Source organism: Chitinophaga filiformis, from assembly GCF_023100805.1.
Classification (GTDB): Bacteria; Bacteroidota; Bacteroidia; order Chitinophagales; family Chitinophagaceae; genus Chitinophaga; species Chitinophaga filiformis_B.
Genome location: NZ_CP095855.1, coordinates 2648466 through 2672317, shown reverse-complemented (window position 1 = coordinate 2672317; position 23852 = coordinate 2648466). Strand labels below are relative to the sequence as shown.

The window sequence follows — 23852 nt, the reverse complement described above, 5'->3', positions numbered from 1 at the left end:
TTTTATATTACCTCAAGAGGTTGAGCGTACCTTTTCTGTCTACCTGGGTACCATCAGCCAATTTCAGTTTGCAGATGTAGATGTATACACCGGAAGGCTGTGCCTTGCCTTTGTAACTACCATCCCATCCGAGTTGTGGATTGTTGGATTCGAATATCTTCTCACCCCACTGGTTGAACACCATGAAATGGATCTCTCTTACCACTGCGCCATATACCTTCCATACATCGTTCAATCCGTCTCCGTTTGGTGAGAAGCCTGAAGGGATATAAACACCGTCTGGCAATGTTTTACCGGTAACTGCCTGCGACAATTTATCCTCGCAACCGGTAGCCTTCACCAGCAGTGTTACCGACTGCTGCGGTTTAAGCCCTCTTATTACATGTTCCAGGCCCTGTGCGCCGGAAGAAGGCGTGATCCAGGTAGCGCCGTTGTCAGTAGATACCAGGTAACCTGCTGCTCCGCTGATCTCGTTCCAGGTGAAGCGGATCTGGTCTACACCGATTGAATCTACTTTCAGTACAGGGGTGCCCAGCTGTGGCAATACCAGCAATACTGCAGGTGTACGCGCCAGGCCGGCACAACCGCCTTTGGTTGTTTCTACATAGTATACTGCAGCACTTGTTGCATCTTTTATTTCAAGCGTAGCTCCCGCTTTGATCAATGCACCACCTGTAGCGGCATTATACCAGTTGTAGGAAGCATTCGGGTCAGGGTTCTGTACGGAGAATGTAGCATCGGTATGCGCACAGATCCGCAGTGTATCGGTATTGAGCGTAGCGGCCACCGGTTCATTCACTTCTATTGTCTTCACGGTATCGCCCACACAACCATCTTTTGTAATGACCTGCAGTTCTTCCGTATAGCTGCCGGCAGCGGCATACTGTTTCGTTACGCTGCGGGTATTGGCAGTCGTACCATCGCCAAACTTCCATTCCCATTTAGTGATCGCTGCATTATTCTCCGTTACTGCTGTTCCGTTGAATACGGCGATATCGCTGATACATCCGTTATAACTGATAGAGAAATCGACATGTGGCGCAGCCAGCACTTTTACGCTGAGGTAAGAAGTGATACTGTTATCACAGCTGGCAATATCAGGGTTCGTCACTTTCACAGGGATCTGGTAGGTACCAGGCGTGGTGAATGTATAGTCGGCAGCGATCTCATATTTGTAGTAGGTCTGACCGTCTATCACCAGGGTATCCACAGGTACCGGGTTGTTTGTCACTACATCTGTTGCAGGCTGCAGGTTAGCTACCTGGCTCAGTTGCCATGCCAGTGTAGCCGGTACCATTGGCAGCATAGCGGTGAGGCGGAACGGTGTCTTCGCACAGGTGTAAGTGCTCTTATTGCCTGTTCCGTTGTGTACATTACTGATAGCAGGCTGCACGTTCAGGTTCCTGATCTGCATACCTACGTTATAGGCATAGCTGACGTCGTTACCAAAACCATAGGTGATAGCGGTGAAGGCAGAATCACTCTTGATCGTGCTCAGCGCATTGCCCCCGTTCCAGCGTTTTGTGATCACCACATAGTTTGGCCTGTTTGCATGATTGAATGAGTAGCTGAAAGTATTGCTACCATCTATCAGCAGGGAGTTCAGGCCCTGTTTATGAATAACAAGTGTAATGAAGTTGTACTGAACTCCTGCTTCATTGTTACGGTAGAAGGTCGCTTTTTTAATAGCCTGTTCTGCCGGTGTCAGGTACACCATATCCACATCGCCACCTGTCGGGTTGTTGCAGGAGCCGTCGATAGTGAAGTACTGCGCTACCGTTACTGGCTTATCAGCTACGATATAGTCTGCCGTTTTGCTTTCAAATTCATAATAGCTGTTGTTGATCAGGCCAGTCAGCGGTGTATTGTTCCTTGTTACCACTGTAGCAGGGTCTTTCACCAGTACGCGGTAGATGTTTGTCATCAGGCGCACCGGATCGGCCATACCAGAAGTTGGCGCTGTCATGAAGGTCTTGCCCCATGATTGTACCGGCTGGTTCTGCTGTACGACGTTATCGCCATCGTTACCGAACCCGCCTGTACCGCCACAACTGAAAGCGCTGTAGCTGTTGCCGGAGAACACGGCTACCGGGTAACACTTACCATTTGCATTCTGCACGGCACGTACAATGCTTCCGGAAAGGTCATTGCCCTCATTCTGGTCTTTCATGGCGCCTAATACCTGGTACACTTCACCTCTGTTCAGCGTCACGGTGAATGGCTGGCCTGCGGCGTGTCCGCCAACGGTTGCCTGCGATGGTGTGATCTCTACCACAGAGCTGTCGTTATCAGCAATGATATAGAACCAGGAGAAGGAATTCGCGTCTCCCACCTGGCGGGCAGACATCGGGCGGTATTCATACCCGTAAGTGCCTACAGGCATCAGCAGGGTGGCGCCTGCAGTTTGCTGGCTGTACTGGTGCGCATATGCGGTGATCGGCGCATCGCTTTCGATACTGATACCAAATGGATACAGACCTTCGCCTGTGAGACGGGCATCGCTCAGTCCTGATTTAGGTATCATATCGGTAGTCAGTGAAGTATTGGCAGGCACCAGGTAATCTTTACCCCATGCTGTACCATTTACCTTCACTACTACATGTGCATCTGTTTGTCCGGCTACCAGGTAAAGGGCGAGGTTCTGGTTATTGTTGGTCATGAAAGACCTGTCGTGACCATACGCCACCCAGAAACGGGTACCGGCATTGGAAGTATCTGCACCGGCAGGACCTGAAGGTTCAAATATCAGTTTGCCCCTTAAGCCGGTGAATTTGTCGAGATATTGTAAGGCGGTATCAGCAATGATGTTACTTGCCACATCTACCGTACTGCTGTCGTTGATGATCCAGGTATTCGCAGCATCTGTCCTGCCCAGGCGGATGTTCTTTTCCCTGTCCAGGTAACCCAGCCAGGAATCTACATAGAACTGTTCCAGCTTGAATTTATAGGCAGCGCTGCCAGTTACATCCACATCAGTATAGAAGTACATGAACTGTGTGCCCGGCGCCAGGTTTGGCGGCACTACACCGGAGTAGCGTTTCAGGGTAATAGCTGTCGGCACCGCGGTATTAGGATCCCAGGTGATCTTCGCTACCGTATCAGAACCATAGAGGAACTGCTGGGTAATACCAGGAGCCGGTGTGGCAGGAATAGCCTGCAGTACTGTCGGCTGTGCCGTTGGCAGGAACTCATAGGCGCCCATATCAGGTACACCTGCTGTCAAAGTAACCGGCCTGCTTTGCTTATTGATATCATGATCATTGCCTGGTATCTGTACACCACGGCCATGGATAGCCCATACATCCGGGTTACTCAGTTCAGGTTCCAGTGTAGTTGTGCTGGCAAAGGCAGGTTTATATACAATGGAACTGATATCCAGGTCAGAAGCAGCGATCCAGCCTGTCAGATTATCATAATCGTCACTGGTACCACTTCTTGAGATCAGTACAGGACCTGTTGTATAATAAGTATTGTAATCGCTGTTGATGAATTCACTGAATACATATTCTGCCGCTACACCGCCACCTTCATTGCTGAAGATATTGTTACGTAGTTTCACGTTACCCTCGGTGGCGTTCGTGTGCGAGAAGTATCCCGCTACATTGGCCCCCACTGCGGCAGATGCATTGTATACAGAGTTGTTATAGTAGTTGATATTATTACCCTGGTTACTGTACAGGCCATAAGCTACCGCACCTGTGGTCTTCACACTGATCACGTTGTTCACAGTAGTGTTGTAGTTAGACCCATTGTTGGATATTCCCCAGATCATACCGGCATTACCCGTCAACGCTACTATCCTGTTGGCTTCCACCAATCCGGTAGCAGCTGCTGAGGCCTGGCAATCCTGGAGCGCTATACCTGTTACGTTACCGGTGGTGTTGCTAATGGTAACAGTATTATTGCTTACCCTGTAGGCGGTATCACCGTGGTTCAGTACAATACCGTAAGCAGCAGCAGCCAGCGGATCTTTAATATCAATTTCATTCTTTGTCACTACCGGGCGGGTCACATTAGTAATACTGATACCGTTTGTGAAGACACCGCTTACCTTGTTGCTGTCTATTACCAGGCCACGCACTTCCTCTACGTCGGAAGGACCGGAGAAATGGATACCACTGGCGCCATTCTTAATAGTGTTGCCAATGATGGCGATATTACCACCTTTGAAGTCCTCTGCAAACACACCTACTGCATCGGTATTATCAACCGTAACAGCAGGAACATTGATGGTGTTGTTCAGCAGGCTGTCTTTGATAGCGTTGCCGTCAAATACCACAGCACGTCCGTTGGTAGCGTTGCTGGCAGTGATAGTGATGTTCTTGTAAGTAATATAGCTGGCGCTGTCGAGCTTCAGTACATAGTTATTAGCAGTAGTACCTGCAAAAGTCAACGTAACAGATGCCGGATTACCATTCTGGCTACGGAAGGTTACGCGGCTGGTATCGGACGCACCAGGGATCCTGTGCATGTATACCTGTTCTGTATAAGTACCCGGTACAACGTCGAAGATCACTTCACCGGCAATACCACATTCCATAGCAGCTACGGCTGTTCTGAAAGAAGTAAAGTTCCGGTTACCTGTACCAGTCGGGTTGATGGTATAGACACCCTTGATGAGTGGCTGGTTCATATTTACCGAAGTCACCACAGACCATGCAGTATCTGTATTGCTACATACCAGCTGGCAACGGAAATAGTTGTTGGCGCCCAGCTCTGTTTTAAATGCAGGGATAAACGCCGTATCGCTGATATTGATCCATGGACCCGTAGCAGCGTAAGAAGCCTGCCACTGATAGGTAAGCCTGCCGGCTGTTGTATTATCTATCAGGTCGAGCGAGATCATAGTACCCATACAGATACCTGAGCTGGGGTTTACCACTGCTTTACCTGCGTTGATAGGCGTCTGGCAAAGCGGCATGCTTATCTCATACGCACCCACATCTGGTGTGGTAGCGCTTCTCGGCTTGCCAAGAATGTCGATAGCAATACCTTCCGGCGTACCCGTGTTATCCATCTTATAGAATAAAGGAGATAAGTTGCCACCTGCCAGATCTGTATAGATAGGGTCATAGTCTGTTGCAGATGTATCCTGCCCTGTGGCAGTTTTCCATTCGGCCAGTGTACGGCGGTCTCCGTTGAAGTCGCCGATATAGTTCTCTGTACCGCCGGCTTTTACGAAGTAGTTATTATTCTGGTGGGAAACAGTGCCGCCGCTTATTTCTATGGCATGTTTCGGACCAGTGCCGGTACTGGTTACAGTGATATTGTTGTTAGTGAATTTGATGTTGTCGCTGAAGTTGATATAGGCGCCGGTAGAAGCTTCCCATGACAGGCTACTTCCTTCACGGTCAACAGACACCGTATTGTGTGTAACAACGATGTTGCCGGTCCAGTTTACATAGACACCATAACGGCTACCAGTACTGTTCAGGCTATAGATGATGTTGTTAACAACTGTATCCGGTTTGGTTTCATCAACATCTATGTTGTCGAGTGAAATACCATAGTAGGTATAATCATCCGCCTGTGGCGTTGCATTGGCTATTTTATTACGGGCAATCTTAGCACCGTCTGCACGTCCGCCAAGGGAGATGCCATATACGCTCCAGTTGTTATCCTGGCGTGTCGGACGGTCAATGGTATTCTCTGCTATCTGGGTATTAACGCTGTATCTTACCTGGATACCTGCGCTGTAATAATCCAGTACCTTGTTGCCAAGCACCACATTGCTCTTTGTAGCGTTGTTGCTGATACCTGTCAGGGTAATGCCATAGTAACCGCCGGAAACCTTATTCTTAGTGAAGACGTTGGCATTACACCAGTTGTTACCGCTTGAATTATCCGCATCCTGATCAGAAGAGCTAACAACGATACCATTATATTCGGAGCCTGTTGCATCAATTTTTGTCATGATCTCACAGCGGGTAATGGTATTACTGTCGGCATGATTGAACAGCTGTACGCCGTAACCATAAGCCCCTGTACCCGTTGCATCAATTCTCAGGCTATCGAAGGTAATATGATCTGCCTTACGCAGTTTGATCACCGCCCTTTCAGCTGTATTGTCGCCACTGAAATGGATCGTGTTACCATTACCATTGAAGGTGATGGTATTAATGGCAGAAGTACCCGGAATAGAATCCAGTACCAGCTGTTCCTCATACGTTGTACGACCGGCCACTACATTGAAGATCACCGGACCGGCAATACCGCACTGCATGGCATCTTTGGCAGCATTAAAGCTCACAAAGTTGCTCACGCTGGCAGGAGTATTTTTGTCGATCGTATATATACCGCCTGGCAATGCATTATTCACTGTCAGCAATACAGGTGCAGAATAGCCCGTCGTAACACCGCAGGTCAGCGCTGCCCTGTAATACAGGGTGCTTGTTGCGGTGATCGTGCTGTCGGCATATTCAGACGGAGCCCCCATGTTGGTATAAGGGCCGGCAGCAGTAGTGGCATATTGCCACTGGTAGGTCTGCGACAATCCCATGGTATTGCCGGTCAGGCTTAATACCACCTGGTTGCCTGCGCACACCACTGCTTTACTCACCTGTGCAGTACCACCTGTAGGAGGCGTTACGCAGGGTGGCGGTGTGAACTCGTACGCTCCCAGGTCGGGCGCACTCACATTACGTGCGGCATTATTGATGTCTATAGCCACATTCACCACCGCACCCCTGTTATTCAGCATGGCGCTGGTAGCGGAATAGTTACCGGTAGCAATATCCTGGTAGAAAGGATTTACAGCAAAGGAGTTGGCGTCCTGCTGCGCAGCCGTCTGCCATTCACTCAGGGTAGGCAGGTTCTTTTCATAGAAACCTGTATACTTGTTGGCTGCCAGCGGATTGATATAGATGTCGTTCTTATCGGAGATCACATCGCTTGTAGGATAAGCAGTACCGAAGTAAATACCATACTGCGAAATATTCGATGTTCCGGTAAGTGTAATAATGTTATTGATAAACTCTACTCCCGCAGCAGTAGAGCTCTGGTTATAACCGGCTATTCTTGAAGAGGAATTGTTCGTAGTAGAGGTACCATCCATGGAGATGGTATTATGATAGATCCGGATGTTGCTGGATCCGTTATTATAAATACCATAACGAACACCATTACCATTCAGGCCGTAAACCAGGTTGTTGATCACCTCATTTTCCAGGCCGGTAATTGCGTCTACATTCTCCAGCAGGATGCCATAGAAAGCAGATGTACTGGTAAGGGCGCCACCAAATGGATTGCTGATGCGGTTACCGTCTATGATCACTTTTGTACTCAGGTCACTGAGCCCCACAGCGGTGAAGGTGGTTACATTGGAACGGGTTGGCCTGCTAAAGGTATTGTTCTTTATAATGGCGTTGAACGCACCATGTACATACACACCCCTGTTATAAAACTCGCTGATCGTATTGTTGAGCACCTTGTTCCGCTGGTTAGCCACGTTGGAGCTACCCACCAGGGTGATGCCGTAATAGCCGCCTGTGATGGTATTGTAACTGAAAGTATTGTCGTCGCAGCTGGCATTTCCCCTGCCCACAGGGTCCGTATCAGAAGCACTCACTACGATGCCTGCATAAGAGGAGGAAGTAAGCGTCTGCTGTACGGGAATAACACAACTGTCGATAGTATTGAAGTCTGCATCATTGATCAGCTGCACACCGAAGCCCCATTGTGAAGAAGTTGTTCCTTTCGGTACTATTTTCAGGTTGTTGAAAGTAAAGTAATCTGCACCATTCAGCTTGATCACGGCAGACTGTGTCTGGTTGGTAGGCAGGTAGGTAATGGTCTGACCGGCACCGTTAAAAGTGATGGTGTTGGTAGCAGAAGCGCCACTTACCGGCATGATAATCAGTTGTTCATCGTATACGCCACTGCCTGGCGCTACGTTAAATACAACCGGGCCGTCTATACCGCATTTTATATAGTCGTAAGCAGCGTTGAATGAAGTAAAGTTACCGCCACCGGCAGGGGAAGTTTTGTCAATGGTGAACCAGCCATGTATGAGCGCCGGGCTTACTACCTGTACAGCAGTAGAATTATCGCTGCTGCCGCTGGCGGTACAGGTTACCACGCAACGGTAATAGGTGCTTGCCGCCTGTGTCCTGTTCAGGAAAGCAGTATTGGCGCCGGGAATGTTTGTCCAGTTGGTATTGTCAGCAGAAGACTGCCACTGGTAGGTCAATCCCGTAGCGGCAGTATTGCCTGTGAGACTTAACGTGAAACTATTGCCGCCGCACACATTGGTGGCCGTAGTAGCAGTCGTACCTGCTTCCGGTACGCCGGTACATGCAGCAGCGGGAGTATAGTTGAGTATAATATCAGGGCGGGTGGTCATCGTACCGGAATTGCTGGTATTACCGGTACCACAAAGGTTGCCCAGCCCGTCAGACCTGAATGTATGAGAGCCGTTGAAACTCAGTCCTGTTGTCCATCTTACACTGGGGTTTCCTGTAAATCCGGTGCCACCGTTACATACTTCTACCAGCAGGTTATCTGTACCGTTCCAGAAGAAGGTGGGCAATACCGGGAAACTATTTACACCTGTCACCACCTGGTAATTCACCGGGCCAAAGACAGCATTGCCGGAAGGCTCCCACACGTTCACGTCCAGGGTGGTCTTCGCGGTAGCAGCGATCTTAATGGTGTACCCATCTATAATATTGGCGCTGTTCAAACTATTCACAGTGAATTTCACTGCATTAATGAACCCTGGCTGCATACCTGCAGCTATCAGTTCACTGGCCCGGTATAGGTATTGCGCCCTGGAGCCTTCATAATAATCCTGTATTGGACAGGGATATGTTGAATTGCCATTGGCGCCGCTATTCGACCCGATCGTGATATCTACCTGCGCACAAAGCGGCAAGGCAGATAACAACAGTATAACCAGGTATAAAGAAGCCTTGTATAATACAGAAACAGGCTGATTTTTCATGGCTGTTTGTTTTAAATTTCTTTCTTGGATGAATGATAGGGTGATGATATTATTGCTGCCAGCTGATCCAGCTACGGGCATCCTTTACATTCACCATATCAAAGGAAGCATTGCCTGTCTGCACGAAATAGAATCCTTCACTTTCCTGGTATTTGGTAACGATAAGGCTCATAGTAGCAGCGGCTGCATCAGGGATCTCGCCCCAGCCTCCGCCGGGATAAGCAAAGGTGGTAGTGCCATTGGATTTGAAGGTGGGCGTAAACGCAGGACCATAGGCATAACCATCCGGTACGATACCGGCGAAGTCATATCCTTCACCAAAATTGGGGTAATAGAACATAAAATTGAAACCTGGGATACCGGCCACATTGTAGGCATCATCCACACCATTGACGTGGAATCCTGTTGCAGAGCGCCAGAAAGAGCCTGTTGATGCAGCCTGGTTGTACCAGCGTCGACCGGCAGTCAGATCGAGTACCAGTGGTTTGATCACACCGGTGATGACCGCATTATTCTCCCCGGCTTTCATGGTCATTTTTTGCCCGGAAGCATCCCACGTTATATCTGCCAGAGAAGAAAAGGTAACAGCGCCGTCACGGAAAGGGGTTTCGAATGAAACGCCTTTCCCATCGAAATAGTAATTGACCGTAATGGTCTTTACTTCATTGGCGTCAGGACGTACAAAACTGATCTGGCGGTACAGCTTGTCCACATAGACATCATACTTGTAGTTGCCTACTGCCAACAGTTTGAAATAAGTAAGGAACCGGGAAATATTATTGAACTCCCAGTTCCGTTTTTTATCGTAATAATCCTGTGCCTCCTGCGAGGTAGCTTTAACGAGAATGGCCTTGCTGCCATTCAGACGTCCTGTAAGTTTTATGGTGTCGCCATAGATACCATCTATTGCGAATTCAAAGTCAGAGAATAATCCTTTTCCATAGTAGCCCCCATTCTTGCTGGCATCGGGATCGCAGAGCACATGGATATAAGAGTAAGTGTCAAACAACAGACATGGCTGCTGTAATGACTTCAGACGGAAACTGCTTTGTCTTACCGTAACGGACGACAAAGAGTCGAAGTCTGAGAACATATCCACCCTGTTGGCAGTGTCGAACTTAAAGTAGAAGCCGAATGCAGTGTTGGGTAAACCGGAAGGATATACAAGCGCCTTCCAGCCGTAGGGAGCACCTGTCAACGCATCATTATATGCTGCCAGCGTTTCATTGATCCTGGTGTCCGGAGATTTATCAAAAACATCGTCGTACTTCCGGCAGGAAGCAATTGTAACGACAATCAGTAAAAAATATAATGATAGATTTTTTCTCATAAGGAGTTCGAAATTGATCTGGTTGATATAGCCTTAGTACAGCAGTTGTACAATAGATTTTCTGGTGTTGTCCTGCAGGCTGTAGAAATCAATGTTGTAAGACGCTTTGAAATAGTTTACCACCATCGCTTCTTTCTGTCTTAACCTGTCTTTGGCCTGCGCCTGTGAAGAGCCATTTACACTGTATCCTGCCGGGATGCTGTTCACGATCCTGTCAAAACCCGCCTTTCCTTCTATCAGCATCATGGCGATCATTTCAACGAAGTCTTCACTTTCATTGGACATGGCATAAGCTGTTACAAAGCCATCTTTACGGGCAGATGTATCAGCGATATTATTCCAGTTACCGGTATAATAGCCGGCGCAGATCTTCTTGAATTCAGGAGGGTACATCTTCGTCTGGTGAAGAATGTGACCAAATTCATGTTCTATCACATGGAAGATCTGTTTTACATTACCGGTGTCTCTTTTGGTATAGCCGGGCATCTCTTTTGTACGGAAATCGTTCAGCAGGTACATCACTACTTTACGACCTCCTTCTGCAGTACCAAGTGTAATGGTGCCATTGTCGTTCCAGCTGGCGCTGCCCGACAGGATGAAGAATTTAGGGCTGTATTTCTTGAAGAAAATTTCGCCCGCGGCATTGATGTAATTATCGATCCATACTTTCTTGATGGCCCTGATAGCAGGGATCACCACTTCTTCCCGGGGTGGCACCAGGGTTTTGGTCACATCAAACTCAAACTGGTCCCATTTGTATTTTACTTCAATGTTGTAGGGAACAGTCATTGTATCGTGCAACCAGGCATCTAAAGATCCCGGAACCCAGGTATCGCCACCCAGGCCCGGGATGTCTTGCACACCACTGAGATCATCATCTTCTTTCGAGCAGGCAGCCAATACCGCCATTGCAAACAGGAAGAAGAATATTTTTACGTGTTTCATATATATGCGTTCTTTTTTTTACAGTTGAGATTATCTGGGATTCAGGGCTATACCGGAGGTGGTGGCCGATAAAGGGATCTGCAATACGCGGCGTTTATCGTCTGCCTGCAGCACCATTTGCACACCTTTGTCTGTATAATGCGTCACCGGCGCTTTATAGCGCTGAATATCAAACCAGCGGTGTCCTTCCTGTACGAACTCGGCACGTTTGAAGTCGAGTATGGTCTGTAACAAACCGTTCTTTACATCAGAGATGCCATAGTAGTTCCTGATCTTCGCGGTGGTGATGCGATGACTGGAAACATTGTAATTGGTGATCCGTTTGCTGGCAAACAGGTTCAGGTCTGCCAGTACATCATTATTGTTGCCCAGGTAGGCATTGGCCTCTGCCCTGTTGAATAGTACCTCTTCTGTAGTGAACAGGGGCACCATTACATAAGGGTCGCCAATCGTAGCATTTACGGATGCTTTCACGAAATATTCCGTCAGCTTGGGCACGAAGTAATCCCTGGTGCCATAGTAGTACAAGGGATAAGCAAAGTCACCACCGGTTACATTACTGCCCAGTATCTGCTGCTGGATGTTGTAAGTCAGTCCATACCTGTATTGCGCCACATAGCGGCCATATGTTGACTGTGTTTCCACCAGCAGGAGATTGGCTTTTTCGGAAGCCCTGGCATAAGTATCCCAGATCACTGCAGGGGTCATTGTTTTATAGGTAGTGTTCCATGGGCGCATATTGCTGGCCAGGTCATTGTTGGGGAATGTCTTGTTGGCATACTCCAGCACTTTCTGATAATCTTTCTTAAAGAGATAGAACCGCGTAGCAAAAGCATAAGTGGCAGCCTTATTAAAATGATAGCGCGGTACATTATAGTTATCATCTCTGATCAGCTGCATACCTTCCAGGAGGTCTTTCTCTATCATGTCATACGTGTAAGCCACTGTCTTGCGCTCATAGTGTTTCATCACAACTTTCTCCGGCTCCGTTACATAAGGGATACCGGGATCGCTGGAAGCCGTGGTGGCATCATAGAATTTGGAGAAGAAGGTCACCAGCATAAAATGAGCATATGCCCTGGCTACCAGCGCCTCCCCTTTCTGTGCAGAATAACGGCTGCTATCGGCAGCGGCCTCGCATGCTTTCAGCGCATTATTGGCAGCGGCGATAGCCGTATAACATGCCTGCCAATAGTACTCGGGAGAATCCTGCTCTGTGGCCGATACATCATTGAAGAAATAAGGATCCAGATTGGTCCTGTCGGTCACCCCGGCGCCTTTGTCTTCTACGTTGTCAGTCATTGCTTCTGCAAAGACGATATAGTTGGCCTGAGGATAGGCAGTACCCAGCAGCTGTGATACCTTGGCAGGAGTATCCAGTTCTGTCCAGCTGCTATCCGGAGATTTGTCGAGATATTTATTACACCCGGCTATGGTTATCAAACATCCTCCTGCGATTGCTACCCTTGTGAAAAATTTCGTCATAACCATCTTTATTTAGAGACCTACTTTTAGTGAAAGAGTGAATTGCTTTTGTATTGGCTGTGCCACACCACCTGTGTTGAAGAACTCAGGATCCTGTCCTCTCAGCTTCTTGTCCGAATAGATCAGCCATGGGTTAATAGCCGCACCGGTCAGTGTTACGTTGTTGAAGGCAGTTCTTTTCAACAGTGTAGCAGGTAGCTGCCAGGTGAGCGATACAGTCTTCAGGCGTATCATATCTCCCTTTGCAACTCTCGCGGTGGAATAGTTATAGTTGTTGTAAGGATAAGCGCCTCCCAGCATTACCTGCTCCAGGCCATCAAGGATGGATGGTGTCTGTGTTTCCTTCTCATCTCCCGGCATGATCCAGCGGTCGTAGAACTCTTTCGGCATCGCATCCAGGTCGGAGTATGCCGTCTTGAAAGCAGGATACAGGCGGATCTTGTTACCCCACTGGTAAGTCACGAATACGTTCATGGACAGCCCTTTGTAGCGGAAGGTGTTGGAAAATCCACCTGTTGCCGGCGGATCAACGGGGCCCTGGTATACCAGGTGAGAAGTGTTCAGGTCCTGCAGGAATACGTCTTTGCTGACATCGCCATGCTGGTTCACAAACTGCGGCGTACCTGTGTGCGGGTCAAGCCCTTTATATTCGAGAGAGAAAAGACCTCTTACGGGATAACCTTCCTTGTTACCACCTTCTGCCACTACCAGGTCAAAGATCCTGGGGATGTTCTTGGCATTGGTGATCCTGTTGGTGTTGTAGCCGAATGTCACATTCGTTTTCCAGCCCCAGTCCTTCTTTTTGATCACATCGCCGCCTACCAGTACTTCCACACCTTTTGAAGTCATGTCGGCATAGTTGGCCGCTTTGAAAGTTTCACCGCCGATACCGGAGGTTTTGATAATGCTGATCAGGTCAAAGCTCTTGCGGCTGTATGCATCGATGGTGAAGTTGAGCCTCCTGTTGAACAGGGTACCATCCAGGCCGATATTGGTGGTGTAGAGTTTTTCCCAGGTCAGGTCATCATTCTGCAGGTGAGCGATCTTGATCACGGACTCCACTTCATCGAGATGGGTCCTTTTACTATTGATTGTCTGGAATACGATGTTTGAATTGGTGGCAGGGCCCATACTGGCGGTTAGTCCGTAGCTGGCCCTGAGCGCCAGGTAATCTACCCAACCCAGGTTCTGAATGAAGTCTTCCCTGTCAACGTTCCAGGAAGCAGATACGCTCCATGTAGGCAGCCAGCGGGCAGTACTGGATCTTCCCAGCCTGTTGGAACCATCGTAACGGGTGGTACCTGTCAGGTTATATTTATTGTTGTAAGCATAAGTAGCAGTTGCGTAGAAGGCGGCAAAGCGGTCATAGTCCTTGCTCATGCCGTAGTACGGGAAACTGCTCTCGATAGTTTGCTTCAGGATCCGGTAGTCTGTGAAGGGTACACCGCCATTGTTGTACTGGTAACCGTAACCGGTGCCGGATGAATTCTGGCGGTCTGCATATTTTACCTGCTGTCCTATCATGGCTGTCACACTGTGACGATCGCCGATAGTAGCATTATAGTTTAAGCTGTTGCGGAAATCAAAGTTGACCAGCTGGTCTTCTGTGCGGTTATAGAAACCACCATAAGGCAGCACGATCACCGGTAATGCGTCCGGATTGGCAGGATCGCGGTAGAGGAACTTATTATTCTCTGCGATGGTCGCATTGTCGGCAGCACGGTAAGCGTTGGCCATGTTACTGTTCTCGGTGATCTGGTGCTCACGGGAGGACTTTACATAGCGCAGGGCGCCTACAAATTCATAACGCAGGTTCTTGGCCACTTTCCAGGAGAAGTCGCCCTGGAGGCGAAGGTCCATCATACTCAGGTTGAGGTAATTGTTGGCCGATTCATTAATGATATTGAAAGGCGCATAATTCCTCCTGAAATATTCCAGGTTGCCATGCTGATCGTACGCTGTTAAAGTACGGCTGGTATTCAGGGCATAGCTGAATGGATTAATGTCAAAATCGCGGTCGTACTGGCCTTCTACAGGGTTGCTGGTACGTGTCAGCGCACCGGGCGCTCTTTGCTGACGTGCAGAGCCGAGTACAGAGAACCCTGTGCTCACCCTGTCAGAGAGTTTATAGTTGTTACGGAAGTTGAGCGTATAACGGCTTACCTTATCAGCAATGGTCCAGCCGTTGTCATGGTAAAAGCTGGTAGAGAAGTAGGACTGTCCTTTGTCGGTACCGGACGATACACTGAGGGAATGCTCCTGGATAAAGCTGGTCTTGAAGAGAATATCAAACCAGTCTGTATTGGCAGAAGCGTAACGCAGCAGGAAATTACGTTTTGCAGCGGGCGTATTTTCCAGCGGGAAATTTCCATTATCGTCGGCATTCAGCATTTCATACATCTTGCCATATACGCCGATGTCGCCACGGGAAAGGATATCCGAAGTGAGCATGCCCTTCCGCTCCAGCTCTGCCAGTACTGACATCTGCTGGGCGGAGTTCATGATATTATAATTGCTATAGTTAGGCTTCAGCTGAGTACTGTAGTTGCCGCTGTAGGTAACAACGGGCTTAGCGCCGGCACGTCCCTTTTTGGTAGTGATCACCACTACCCCGTTCATGGCACGCGCACCATACAGCGCGGTAGCTGCCGCATCCTTGAGGATGTCGAAGCTTTCAATATCGTTAGGGTTCAGGCCTGCCACGGCAGATCCCAGCAAGGTGGTCGGGTCGCCGCTGGACAGCTGGTCGTTAGAGATGTTCACCACATCTTCCAGCACGACGTTATCTACTACCCACAGTGGTTTGTTATCGCCATTGATGGAAGTGGCGCCACGTACACGGATCTTCGGAGCCGTACCAAATGTGCTGGATACGTTCTGGATGGCCACACCGGCTACACGTCCTTCCAGCATACGGCTTACATCCGGCATACCATCTATTTTGGCCTCATCCATCTTTATGCGGGCTGCCGAGCCGGTGAATTTACTCTTGTCGATATCCTGGAAACCGGTTACCACTACTTCCTGCAGCTTGGTTGTTTTTTCCTGCAGGCGTACGTTAATGATACCGCTTTTATAAGCGGCCACACTTACTTCCAGCTGCTGGTAACCGGTAAAATTGAATACCAGTATAGCATCGTCAGAAACGTTCTTCAGTTCGAACGCACCTTTGTCGTTCGTAGTGGTACCCCTGGTAGTGCCTTTAATAATAATAGCCACACCGGGCAGGGCCTCATTCTTAGGAGACATCACTGTACCTTTTACGTCCTGTGTGCGCTGGGCTACCTGCCGGTCGTTTTCCGGAACGGTTAGGTTGTCCATTTTTTTTTCAACGGGCCGTATCACGATACGGTCGTAGAGGACCGTATAGGAGAGTGATAAAGGTTTCAGCAATTTTTTAAGGAGATCGCCCACTTTCTCATTGTGAGCGCTGACATCTACTTTATTGGCTACTATTATCTTGTTGCCTGCATAGATGAAAGATACCTCTGCGAGATTTCCGATCTTGTCCAGTGCTTCTTTTAATAACACATTCTTCAATTCCAGTGATATCTTTTTGTCGAGGGCATCCTGTATTCCTGAAGCGGCTGCCGGCACTGTGATAGCTTGTAGCAACACGAGCAGTGAAAGCGTTATCAGGTGGAGGGATAGGGTCGCCTTTTTGAGCATCGTTATGATTTGATTTTGGTTCAGTTCGGGAAATAGAGATCCCATTACCGGTCCTTGCGAGACCAGGGCAATAGGGCACCTGCTGCGTTGCAGTGCATGTTTAGTTTACTGAGTTAACTTTATAGGGTATAGTTAACCTGATGGCGTTCGTTCCTGAGTCGTCATAAAGCGATTTAGTTTGGTTGTGTGCAATATTTATAAACTGGTCAAAAAACAAGCTGGCTAGCATACTTCGGGTATGCTCAGTACATTTACTAAGGTTTCAAGGCAGGTTAACTGTTAGTTGTGTCTTTTCGTCTAATGACAGTTACCTCCGGCAATTACATAGCCGTTCCCATTTCTATCCTTATTGATTTTGGCGTTCAGCGACACTGCGATCAGATCGAGTGCCTTCTCCAGGTCATCCACAATGTTTACATCTCCGTAAAATGCACAGTGTTGTATCCTTCCGTCTACTTTGATCTCCGTATTGTAATACCTTTGCAGGTCGTTTACTACTTTTATTACTTCTTCTCCATCGTAAATAAACCGTCCCTGCTGCTTCTGCGAATAAAACCTTGCATCGTCGGTGGCGTCAGACATTTCCAGCAAATGCGTGTTACTGTTATATACCGCTCCTTTGTTGGCTGTGAGGATCACCTCTTTATCCTCCTGATTTTCTTCTCCTTTTGCTTCAACCTGAACCATTCCTGTCAGTACTACCACTCTTGCCTCTGTTACGTTCCTTGCTTCCATGTTAAAGGAAGTACCCAGTACCTTAGTGCTGATCAGCGATGAAGCAACAATAAAAGGGTGTTTATCATCTTTTTGTACTTTGAACAGCGCTTCTCCTGTAAGCGTTACATTACGTTCTTTCCGGCCATAGTTGCCGGTATACTTTAAGGTAGTTCCCGGCTCCAGGTAGGCTATCGAACCATCAGGCAGTGTTACCGTCCTGCGTTGCATCCCCGATGTAACCAGCAGCTGCTTTACGGGTTTTCTGAGCAGGCTCAGGACGCCTGCCCCTGCTACCAGGATAATGATGGCAGCAACGGCCACTTTCCAGCGACTGAAGCCGATCCTTCTTACAACTGCCGCAGGTTGCCCGCCGGTGCCGATGCGTTGATGGATCTTTTCCAGTATACGCGCTGAGTGTTCTCTTTCCAGTACAGGATCTGTGTTGAGCAGGTCGGCATTATATGCCTCAGCTGCAACTTCCTGCAGGTCTGTAAGATCGTTTTCATTCAAATATTGCAGCAGCCAATCCCGGTCTTCCTGTTTCCACTCCTTTTGATGCAACAGTTGCTTGAGGTATTCCTTCCTGTTCTGCACTATTTTGATGATTATTTAACCTAAATACGGCGACCCACAGGATGTGGGTGGGTGCGTTTACGAGAAATGTTACATATTCTTATTTATAATGTGTCTTTCTGCAGCCTGGTTGGTCTCTCCATATATATTAATTATATAACGGCCCTGCCATTGGTATGATGGCATTTACATTCTCCTTCAATGACAGTCCATTATGGTTTACGAACTAATTTCTCATGAACAGCAGGAGCAACAGTACATATTTGTGTTCTTTATTCTTCTGTACATATTCATTGATCCGCGTCATCGCGATAGATAAATGTTCTTTAACAGTATTCCTTGAAATTTTCAGTTCTTCTGCTACTTCATCGTATGTTTTGCCTTCTAATTTACATAAAGTGACAATCTTCTGTTTCTTGGGAGAAAGCTGGGAAATGGCATCTTCCAGTAAACGATATTGTTCCTCGTAGGCAGCCGGATTGTCCTCCCAGCTGCTACCCTCAATATTCAGATTATATAATTCCTTGTGAAAAGTATGTTCGCGTAGTTTCTTCCGGACATAGTCAACCGAGAGATTAAAGCTGATCACAAACAACCATCCGGCAACGGATTGACCGGCATTAATGTCCTTTCTCTTTTCCCACAGGCGGGCATAGACCTCCTGCAAAATATCTTCTGTTGCAATGGGTTCCTTAACAAACTTGAAAATATTTCGATAGACTGCCTGGTGATATTTCCAGTACAGGGCATCAAAGGCGCTTACATCATCTTCTATTAATCTTACTACTAACTCGGCATCTTGTGTATTCATATCACGTCGTTTATATAATTCGTACTTCCCAATACAAATTATACGGCAGTTTTAATGGCTCCGGGTTTTCATTACAATGTTAAATCTCCATCTTTTCGACATATAAAATAGTAACAATTCTTTTTATTATGCACTATTTTATAACAAAAAATTAAATTAAAAGTATTTGGAATGTATTTACTACTGTAGAAAAAGGAAAAAGATAAAAAGCAAAAAACAGGAGTTACCACTTTTAGTAGGTGGTAATCCTGTTTTTTGCTTTTTTACACAATCCCTGCAAGCAGGGTGATCATTATTGTTTAATGATCTTCCTTATTTCAGTATCCTTACCATTGAAGATCTTAATCAGGTATACGCCCTTGCTTACGCCTGACAGGTCTATCTTCTCACCATTCACAATGCGTTTGGCAGGTAACACTGTTTTACCATCCAGCGCAAACACAGTTACATACAGGAATCCTTCCTTCGTAGTTGCAGTGGTTCTTACAACCACATCATTTACAAACGGATTTGGCGATACGTTCAGGGTAGTACCCAGTTTGCTTTCAGCTACTCCTGCACTTACTTTCTCTATGTACTGCAATGTACCGGTAGTACGTGCTGCTGCTGCTTTAGCTGTAGATGGCTGGATCACGATAGAAGAGGTCCAGTCGTTCAGGTTCAGCGGTGCACCATTGAGCGAGAGGTCTACCAGGCAGGAGAAGTCGCCCCTGAACAGGTATGCTTCACCACCGAAGTTATCGTCCTTATAGAGGATCGCCTCATAACCGCTCGCTACTTTCAGGGAAGAGATATCATCATTCACTACGCCCCTGGCCTGCAGCTGAGACAATGTATAACTACCCACCGGTAATGCAACGGCATATCCGCCATAGTTACAATCTTTGTACACAGTAGCGGCAGTAGCTGCAGAAGATCCAATGCTGCCTGTAATTGCATAACTACCCAGTGAACCATAGTTGGAATAACCTGTAGTAACAGGATCCAGGTAACCCGTACCGGTTACAGATACGTAGTAGGTACCTGCACCCAGTGTTGTGCTGATAGAAGCAGACAGTCCTGTAGGATTGCTGCTGGCCACCACACCGCCACTGCTGTTATACAGTGTAGCCAGGATGTCCAGGTTCGGCTGACGGGTAGGTGTTGCGAAGTTGAGTGACACAGCGCCGCCACCAGTAGTGAAGCTGTAAAAATCCACATCGCCGGTGCGTTCTATCACACCGTTAGTATTTACAGATCCACCACTGCCCACATTCAATGCAGCAGCTGCACCGGTAGAGCCACCTGCATCATCTGTTCTGTAACCAATACCGTAGGTGCTGCTGGCAATTTTTGCCAGGTCATCTTCCAGCTGGTTAGCATTGGCGTACTCACCTTTGCTCCATTGTACTACAGGCACGTAGTAACCTACACCCATGATAGGCGCCCAGTTGCCCTGACCTGCGTAGTAACCTTCAGCAGGTGTGGTACGGCCATCATGAGAGAGACCAAAGGTATGGCCTACTTCATGGGAAGCCGCATCGCCGGCGCCTTTTACGCCACCGTTGAATACCCAGCAAGGTGTTTCATTACCCCAGTTGAAAGAACCAACGTATGCAACGCCACCAGCTCCGGGAGCAGCAGTATTGGTCGGCGTGAAGATGCAACGCATTCTCCTGTTGGCAGGATATGTATTGTATACTGCTTCACTGTTGGTAACATTCAGTTTGAAAGGACGGAAATCTTCACTCACCAGCTCCCACACTTCCTGCTGCTGTGCATCTGTAAGTGTTGCCGGCGCTGCATTGATAGGATTACCGTTGTTCCATAATGTACCTGATACATACTGACCGTCAAAATCCAGCAACACTACGCCATTCGCTCCCGGCAGGCTTTGCAGCTCCGGCAGGGCCAGTGCGCCCAGCGCGCTGGTATTGGCAGGCGCTGTTCTTCCGGCTGTTTCTCCATCCGGTGCTTTGTTGTAGTCAATACATAAGAGTGAATCGAGGGGTACTTCTTTCACATAGGCGGTACCTGTTTTATCTGTATAGTATTTGTAACCTTTTTTGCTGCTGCGCAGGATGATATTTCCTGTTACCTCTCCGTCCTTTACCTGCAGGTAAAAAGAAGAACCAGGCGTGTTCTCGATCTCACCGATCACCGCTTCCATATTCCTGCCATCTGTACGACGGGTATTTACCTTACCTGTCAGCACAGCGCCTGCGCCTATCTTCAGTTCTGTAGCACTTACCAGCCTTGCATGTGGCCTGTTGGCCTGAGAGCGGATATCCTGCAGGATGCCGGCAGGTGTGCCCAGGCGATAAGGTGCTTTCTCTTGTGCATTAGTAACGGAAGCCACCAGTAATGCCAATGACGTTCCTGCTATATATTTTAACATTTTGCTCATAGGGTAAACTGTTTTACGTTTTTAATAAAGGATCTGGTTTACAATTTGGTAATACGGAACCAGTTGATGTTCCATCCACCTGATTGTGCGAAGATGCCGAAGTTGTAAGTACCGGCGTTGATAGTAACATTGTGCGAAATAGTGGTCCAGTTCTGCCATCCTCCTGTAGAAGGAATGTCCAGGTAACCCAGCACATTTGCGCCTGCATTTACATCCAGCGATAAACGGCCGCCGCCATTCTGGCTGGCCACACGGTATTCTACCTTGTAAGTACCGCTGGTAGGAATATTAACGGCAGGATATGCCATCCAGTCGCCTGTTTCAATATATCCCACATTGGAGCCGCCACCCGCATCAGTAGTAGGTTCTACCTGTACGCCTGACATAGCGCTGTAAGATTCTGCCTGGATGGTAGTGGAGAAACCGGGATTGGTACCACCGCCATTCTGGTATACTTTTACATAATCCACATACATCTTAGCCGGCAGCGCACCGTTGTTCACCGTGAAGCCAGGCCAGTTACCGCCAATAGCGAAGTTGAGCAGGATAAAGAAATCGCGGTGGAACTCTTCGGTGCTGCCTACATTGTTGGCAATGTTGATCACATTATACTGCGCACCGTCTACAAACCATTTGATGGTATTGGCATCCCACTCGATGCTGTAAACGTGGTAACCTGTTACAGCTACCGGCGTAGTGCTTCCATAAGAAGCATGGAGCCCGTCGGTACCTGTCCAGTGTACAGTTCCGTTTATTTCTGCATTTGTGTTCACGTGTTCCAGGATATCTATTTCGCCGCAGGAGGGCCATCCAACCTGGTTGATGTTGCTGCCCAGCATCCAGAAAGCGGGCCAGGAGCCCTGGAAAGAAGGTATGGCTATACGGGCTTCGATCTTGCCGTATGTCCACGATTTTCTGCCCTGGGTTTTCATACGGGCAGAAGTATAGTTCATACCGCCAAAGCTCTCCTGCTTGGCGGTGATCACCAGCTGGCCATTCTCGATAGTGGCGTTTTCCGGGCGATAGTACTCTAATTCATTGTTGCCCCATCCGCCGGAACCGGTACCGGTTTCGAATACCCAATCGGGGCCTATACTGTTCGTAAATTCGTCCTGCCAGACCAGCTGCCAGTTCTGGGCTGATGCGGCGCTTCCTGCCAGCGCCAGACCAGCGGTTAACATGAGGGACAATTTTAGTGATCTCATCATAAAAGGGTTTTGTTTAAATGGTTAATAAAAGGGACTGTGTAAAAAGGGAAACACTCTCTGCCGGCGGCTACAGTTTATACTATCTCTTCACGAATTTCCGGGTAACTTTCTTATCTCCTTTCGTATATACCAGCAGGTAAGTGCCGGCAGGAAGACCATCTACCCTGATGTTGCTGACGCCTCCTTTGGCATTCAGCACCTGCTTACCGTTCAGGTCATAGATAGTAATGATACCACCCGGCTGATTGAAATCACCTTTCAGGTTCAGTGAAGTAGCAACAGGGTTCGGGAACAGTACAGGCGCATTTTCAGCCGCTTTGTTCTCAAACAAGCTCTCTTTCTGGCTTGTTGCAGCTACAGCGGCGGCAGCTGTACTTACCTTTGTAATACGGATCCAGTTAATGTTCCAGCCACCTGCCTGTGCATAGATACCTACAGAATAAGTACCCGCGGTAGCAACATTCACGTTGTGTGAAATAGTGGTCCAGGTCTGCCATCCACCTGTAACAGGCACGTTCAGGTAACCCAGTACAATAGAACCGGAATTAAGATCGAGCGACAACTGACCGCCGGTGCTCTGGCTGGCTACCCTGTACTCTACCTTGTAAGTACCGGAAGTAGGGAAATTGATGTTGGCATATGCCATCCAGTCGCCGGTTTCGATATAACCTACGTTAGACCCGCCACCTTCATCGGTACAGGTTTCTGTCTGTACACCCGACATGGAAGTATAGCTTTCTGCCTGGATCAGCGTACCACCGGTAGGCGGAGGATTAGTACCGCTACGGTCCTGCTTCACCTGGTAGATAGCACTCAGCAGGGAATTGCCGTTGTTAACATCCTGCGACAGTTCCCACATCATGATACCACCTCCCTGATCGAACGCCAGGTTAGTTTTTGATTTGATGGTAGGAATACCGTTGTAATAGTCGCTGCCGAAATAATCGGAATTCGGACTGGCGCCCTGCGACAGCAATGTTGCATAGCTGTTCCAGGAAGGACGGGCATAGAAAGGAACGCCTAATATGGCCTTTGCCTTCGGTAAGCCCCTGCCAACCCAGTAAGACAGCGACTGGGATGCATAATTGTAAGTAGAATGTTCGTAATTATTATAGTCATATGCCATGAGGTTCAGGTAATCAACTACATTGAATACTCCGTTGAGGATGCTGGCGCCGCCGGTACCCACAACAGCTGCGGTGAGCAGTTTTCCCTGGTTATGCAGTGCAGTGGATAACTGCTGCATCAATGCCAGGTAGTTGTTTGCGGATGCGCCATTATCAGGATATTCCCAGTCGATGTCCACACCATCCAGTCCGTACTGGTTTACGAAACTGATCATGGTATTTACAAAATTGGTACGATAGGTAGCATTTGCAGCAAGTGATTCAAATGCTCCATCATCGCCGTTGTTCCAGCCACCTACTGCTATCAGCACCTTCACGCCATTGGCATGACCGCTGCTAACCAGGCTGGATAATTTAGATGGATTTTCGATGGGCTGTAACCCACCTGTAGAAGTTGGTAATGCGAAGGCGTAGTTAATGTGCGTCAGTTTGCTGTACTGAATGGCACTCACACTGCCCGACCAGGAAGGCATATAGCCTACTACCTTGAACTGGGCAAATGTCTGTACGGACGTAAACGCAGCCGCTGCCAGCAACAGACACGCTTTGATCCATTTTGTTGTTTTCATGCGCTATTGTGTTTTGAGGGATAAAAAATAAGCCGGTCATGAACCGTGCATGCCATATTACAAGTTCCACCATGGCCTCCGGACAGAGATG

General features: G+C 48.1%; 10 protein-coding genes. All 10 read right to left on the bottom strand.

The annotated features are described in order from the left end of the window. Positions 1 to 7 precede the first annotated feature (7 nt). The 10 genes from MYF79_RS10850 to MYF79_RS10805 all read right to left on the bottom strand — a co-directional run bounded on the left by MYF79_RS10850 (position 8) and on the right by MYF79_RS10805 (position 23761). A complete protein-coding gene (locus tag MYF79_RS10850; protein WP_247813893.1) occupies positions 8 to 8941 on the bottom strand; it encodes a gliding motility-associated C-terminal domain-containing protein in 8934 nt (2977 codons plus the stop codon). Between the two features lie 49 nt (positions 8942 to 8990). Further along, positions 8991 to 10271 (bottom strand): DUF4302 domain-containing protein, encoded by a 1281-nt coding sequence (locus MYF79_RS10845; protein WP_247813892.1) that lies wholly within the window; start codon positions 10269 to 10271, stop codon positions 8991 to 8993. A gap of 33 nt (positions 10272 to 10304) precedes the next feature. Continuing rightward, complete coding sequence (locus tag MYF79_RS10840; RefSeq protein WP_247813891.1) at positions 10305 to 11216, bottom strand: putative zinc-binding metallopeptidase; 912 nt, start codon at positions 11214 to 11216, stop codon at positions 10305 to 10307. Between the two features lie 30 nt (positions 11217 to 11246). Further along, positions 11247 to 12701 carry a RagB/SusD family nutrient uptake outer membrane protein gene (locus MYF79_RS10835; RefSeq protein ID WP_247813890.1) on the bottom strand — a complete coding sequence of 485 codons (1455 nt, stop codon included), beginning with the start codon at positions 12699 to 12701 and terminating at the stop codon, positions 11247 to 11249. Positions 12702 to 12713: 12 nt separating this feature from the next. Beyond that, on the bottom strand, positions 12714 to 16370 hold the full coding sequence (locus MYF79_RS10830; protein WP_247813889.1) for a SusC/RagA family TonB-linked outer membrane protein: 3657 nt from the start codon (positions 16368 to 16370) through the stop codon (positions 12714 to 12716). Positions 16371 to 16667: 297 nt separating this feature from the next. Continuing rightward, positions 16668 to 17681: a FecR family protein gene (locus tag MYF79_RS10825; RefSeq protein WP_247813888.1), complete on the bottom strand. Its 1014-nt coding sequence runs from the start codon at positions 17679 to 17681 to the stop codon at positions 16668 to 16670. Positions 17682 to 17886: 205 nt separating this feature from the next. Then, the gene (locus tag MYF79_RS10820) at positions 17887 to 18471 is read right to left on the bottom strand and encodes an RNA polymerase sigma factor (protein WP_199658375.1); all 585 of its coding nucleotides are present in this window, start codon (positions 18469 to 18471) and stop codon (positions 17887 to 17889) included. A gap of 292 nt (positions 18472 to 18763) precedes the next feature. Next, positions 18764 to 20857, bottom strand: a complete 2094-nt coding sequence (locus MYF79_RS10815) for a T9SS type A sorting domain-containing protein (RefSeq protein WP_247813887.1) — start codon at positions 20855 to 20857, stop codon at positions 18764 to 18766. 38 nt (positions 20858 to 20895) lie between these two features. Then, entirely contained in the window at positions 20896 to 22065 is a 1170-nt protein-coding gene (locus MYF79_RS10810; RefSeq protein ID WP_247813886.1) for a carbohydrate-binding protein, read from the bottom strand. A 79-nt stretch (positions 22066 to 22144) separates the two neighbouring features. After that, positions 22145 to 23761 carry a glycosyl hydrolase family 18 protein gene (locus MYF79_RS10805; protein ID WP_247813885.1) on the bottom strand — a complete coding sequence of 539 codons (1617 nt, stop codon included), beginning with the start codon at positions 23759 to 23761 and terminating at the stop codon, positions 22145 to 22147. Positions 23762 to 23852: the final 91 nt, after the last annotated feature.

Coding starts and splice junctions, on each gene's coding strand:
- MYF79_RS10845 (WP_247813892.1), bottom strand. CDS start 10,271: ATGAGAAAAAATCTATCATTATATTTTTTACTGATTGTCGTTACAATT.
- MYF79_RS10835 (WP_247813890.1), bottom strand. CDS start 12,701: ATGACGAAATTTTTCACAAGGGTAGCAATCGCAGGAGGATGTTTGATA.
- MYF79_RS10850 (WP_247813893.1), bottom strand. CDS start 8,941: ATGAAAAATCAGCCTGTTTCTGTATTATACAAGGCTTCTTTATACCTG.
- MYF79_RS10830 (WP_247813889.1), bottom strand. CDS start 16,370: ATGCTCAAAAAGGCGACCCTATCCCTCCACCTGATAACGCTTTCACTG.
- MYF79_RS10820 (WP_199658375.1), bottom strand. CDS start 18,471: ATGAATACACAAGATGCCGAGTTAGTAGTAAGATTAATAGAAGATGAT.
- MYF79_RS10805 (WP_247813885.1), bottom strand. CDS start 23,761: ATGAAAACAACAAAATGGATCAAAGCGTGTCTGTTGCTGGCAGCGGCT.
- MYF79_RS10840 (WP_247813891.1), bottom strand. CDS start 11,216: ATGAAACACGTAAAAATATTCTTCTTCCTGTTTGCAATGGCGGTATTG.
- MYF79_RS10810 (WP_247813886.1), bottom strand. CDS start 22,065: ATGATGAGATCACTAAAATTGTCCCTCATGTTAACCGCTGGTCTGGCG.
- MYF79_RS10815 (WP_247813887.1), bottom strand. CDS start 20,857: ATGAGCAAAATGTTAAAATATATAGCAGGAACGTCATTGGCATTACTG.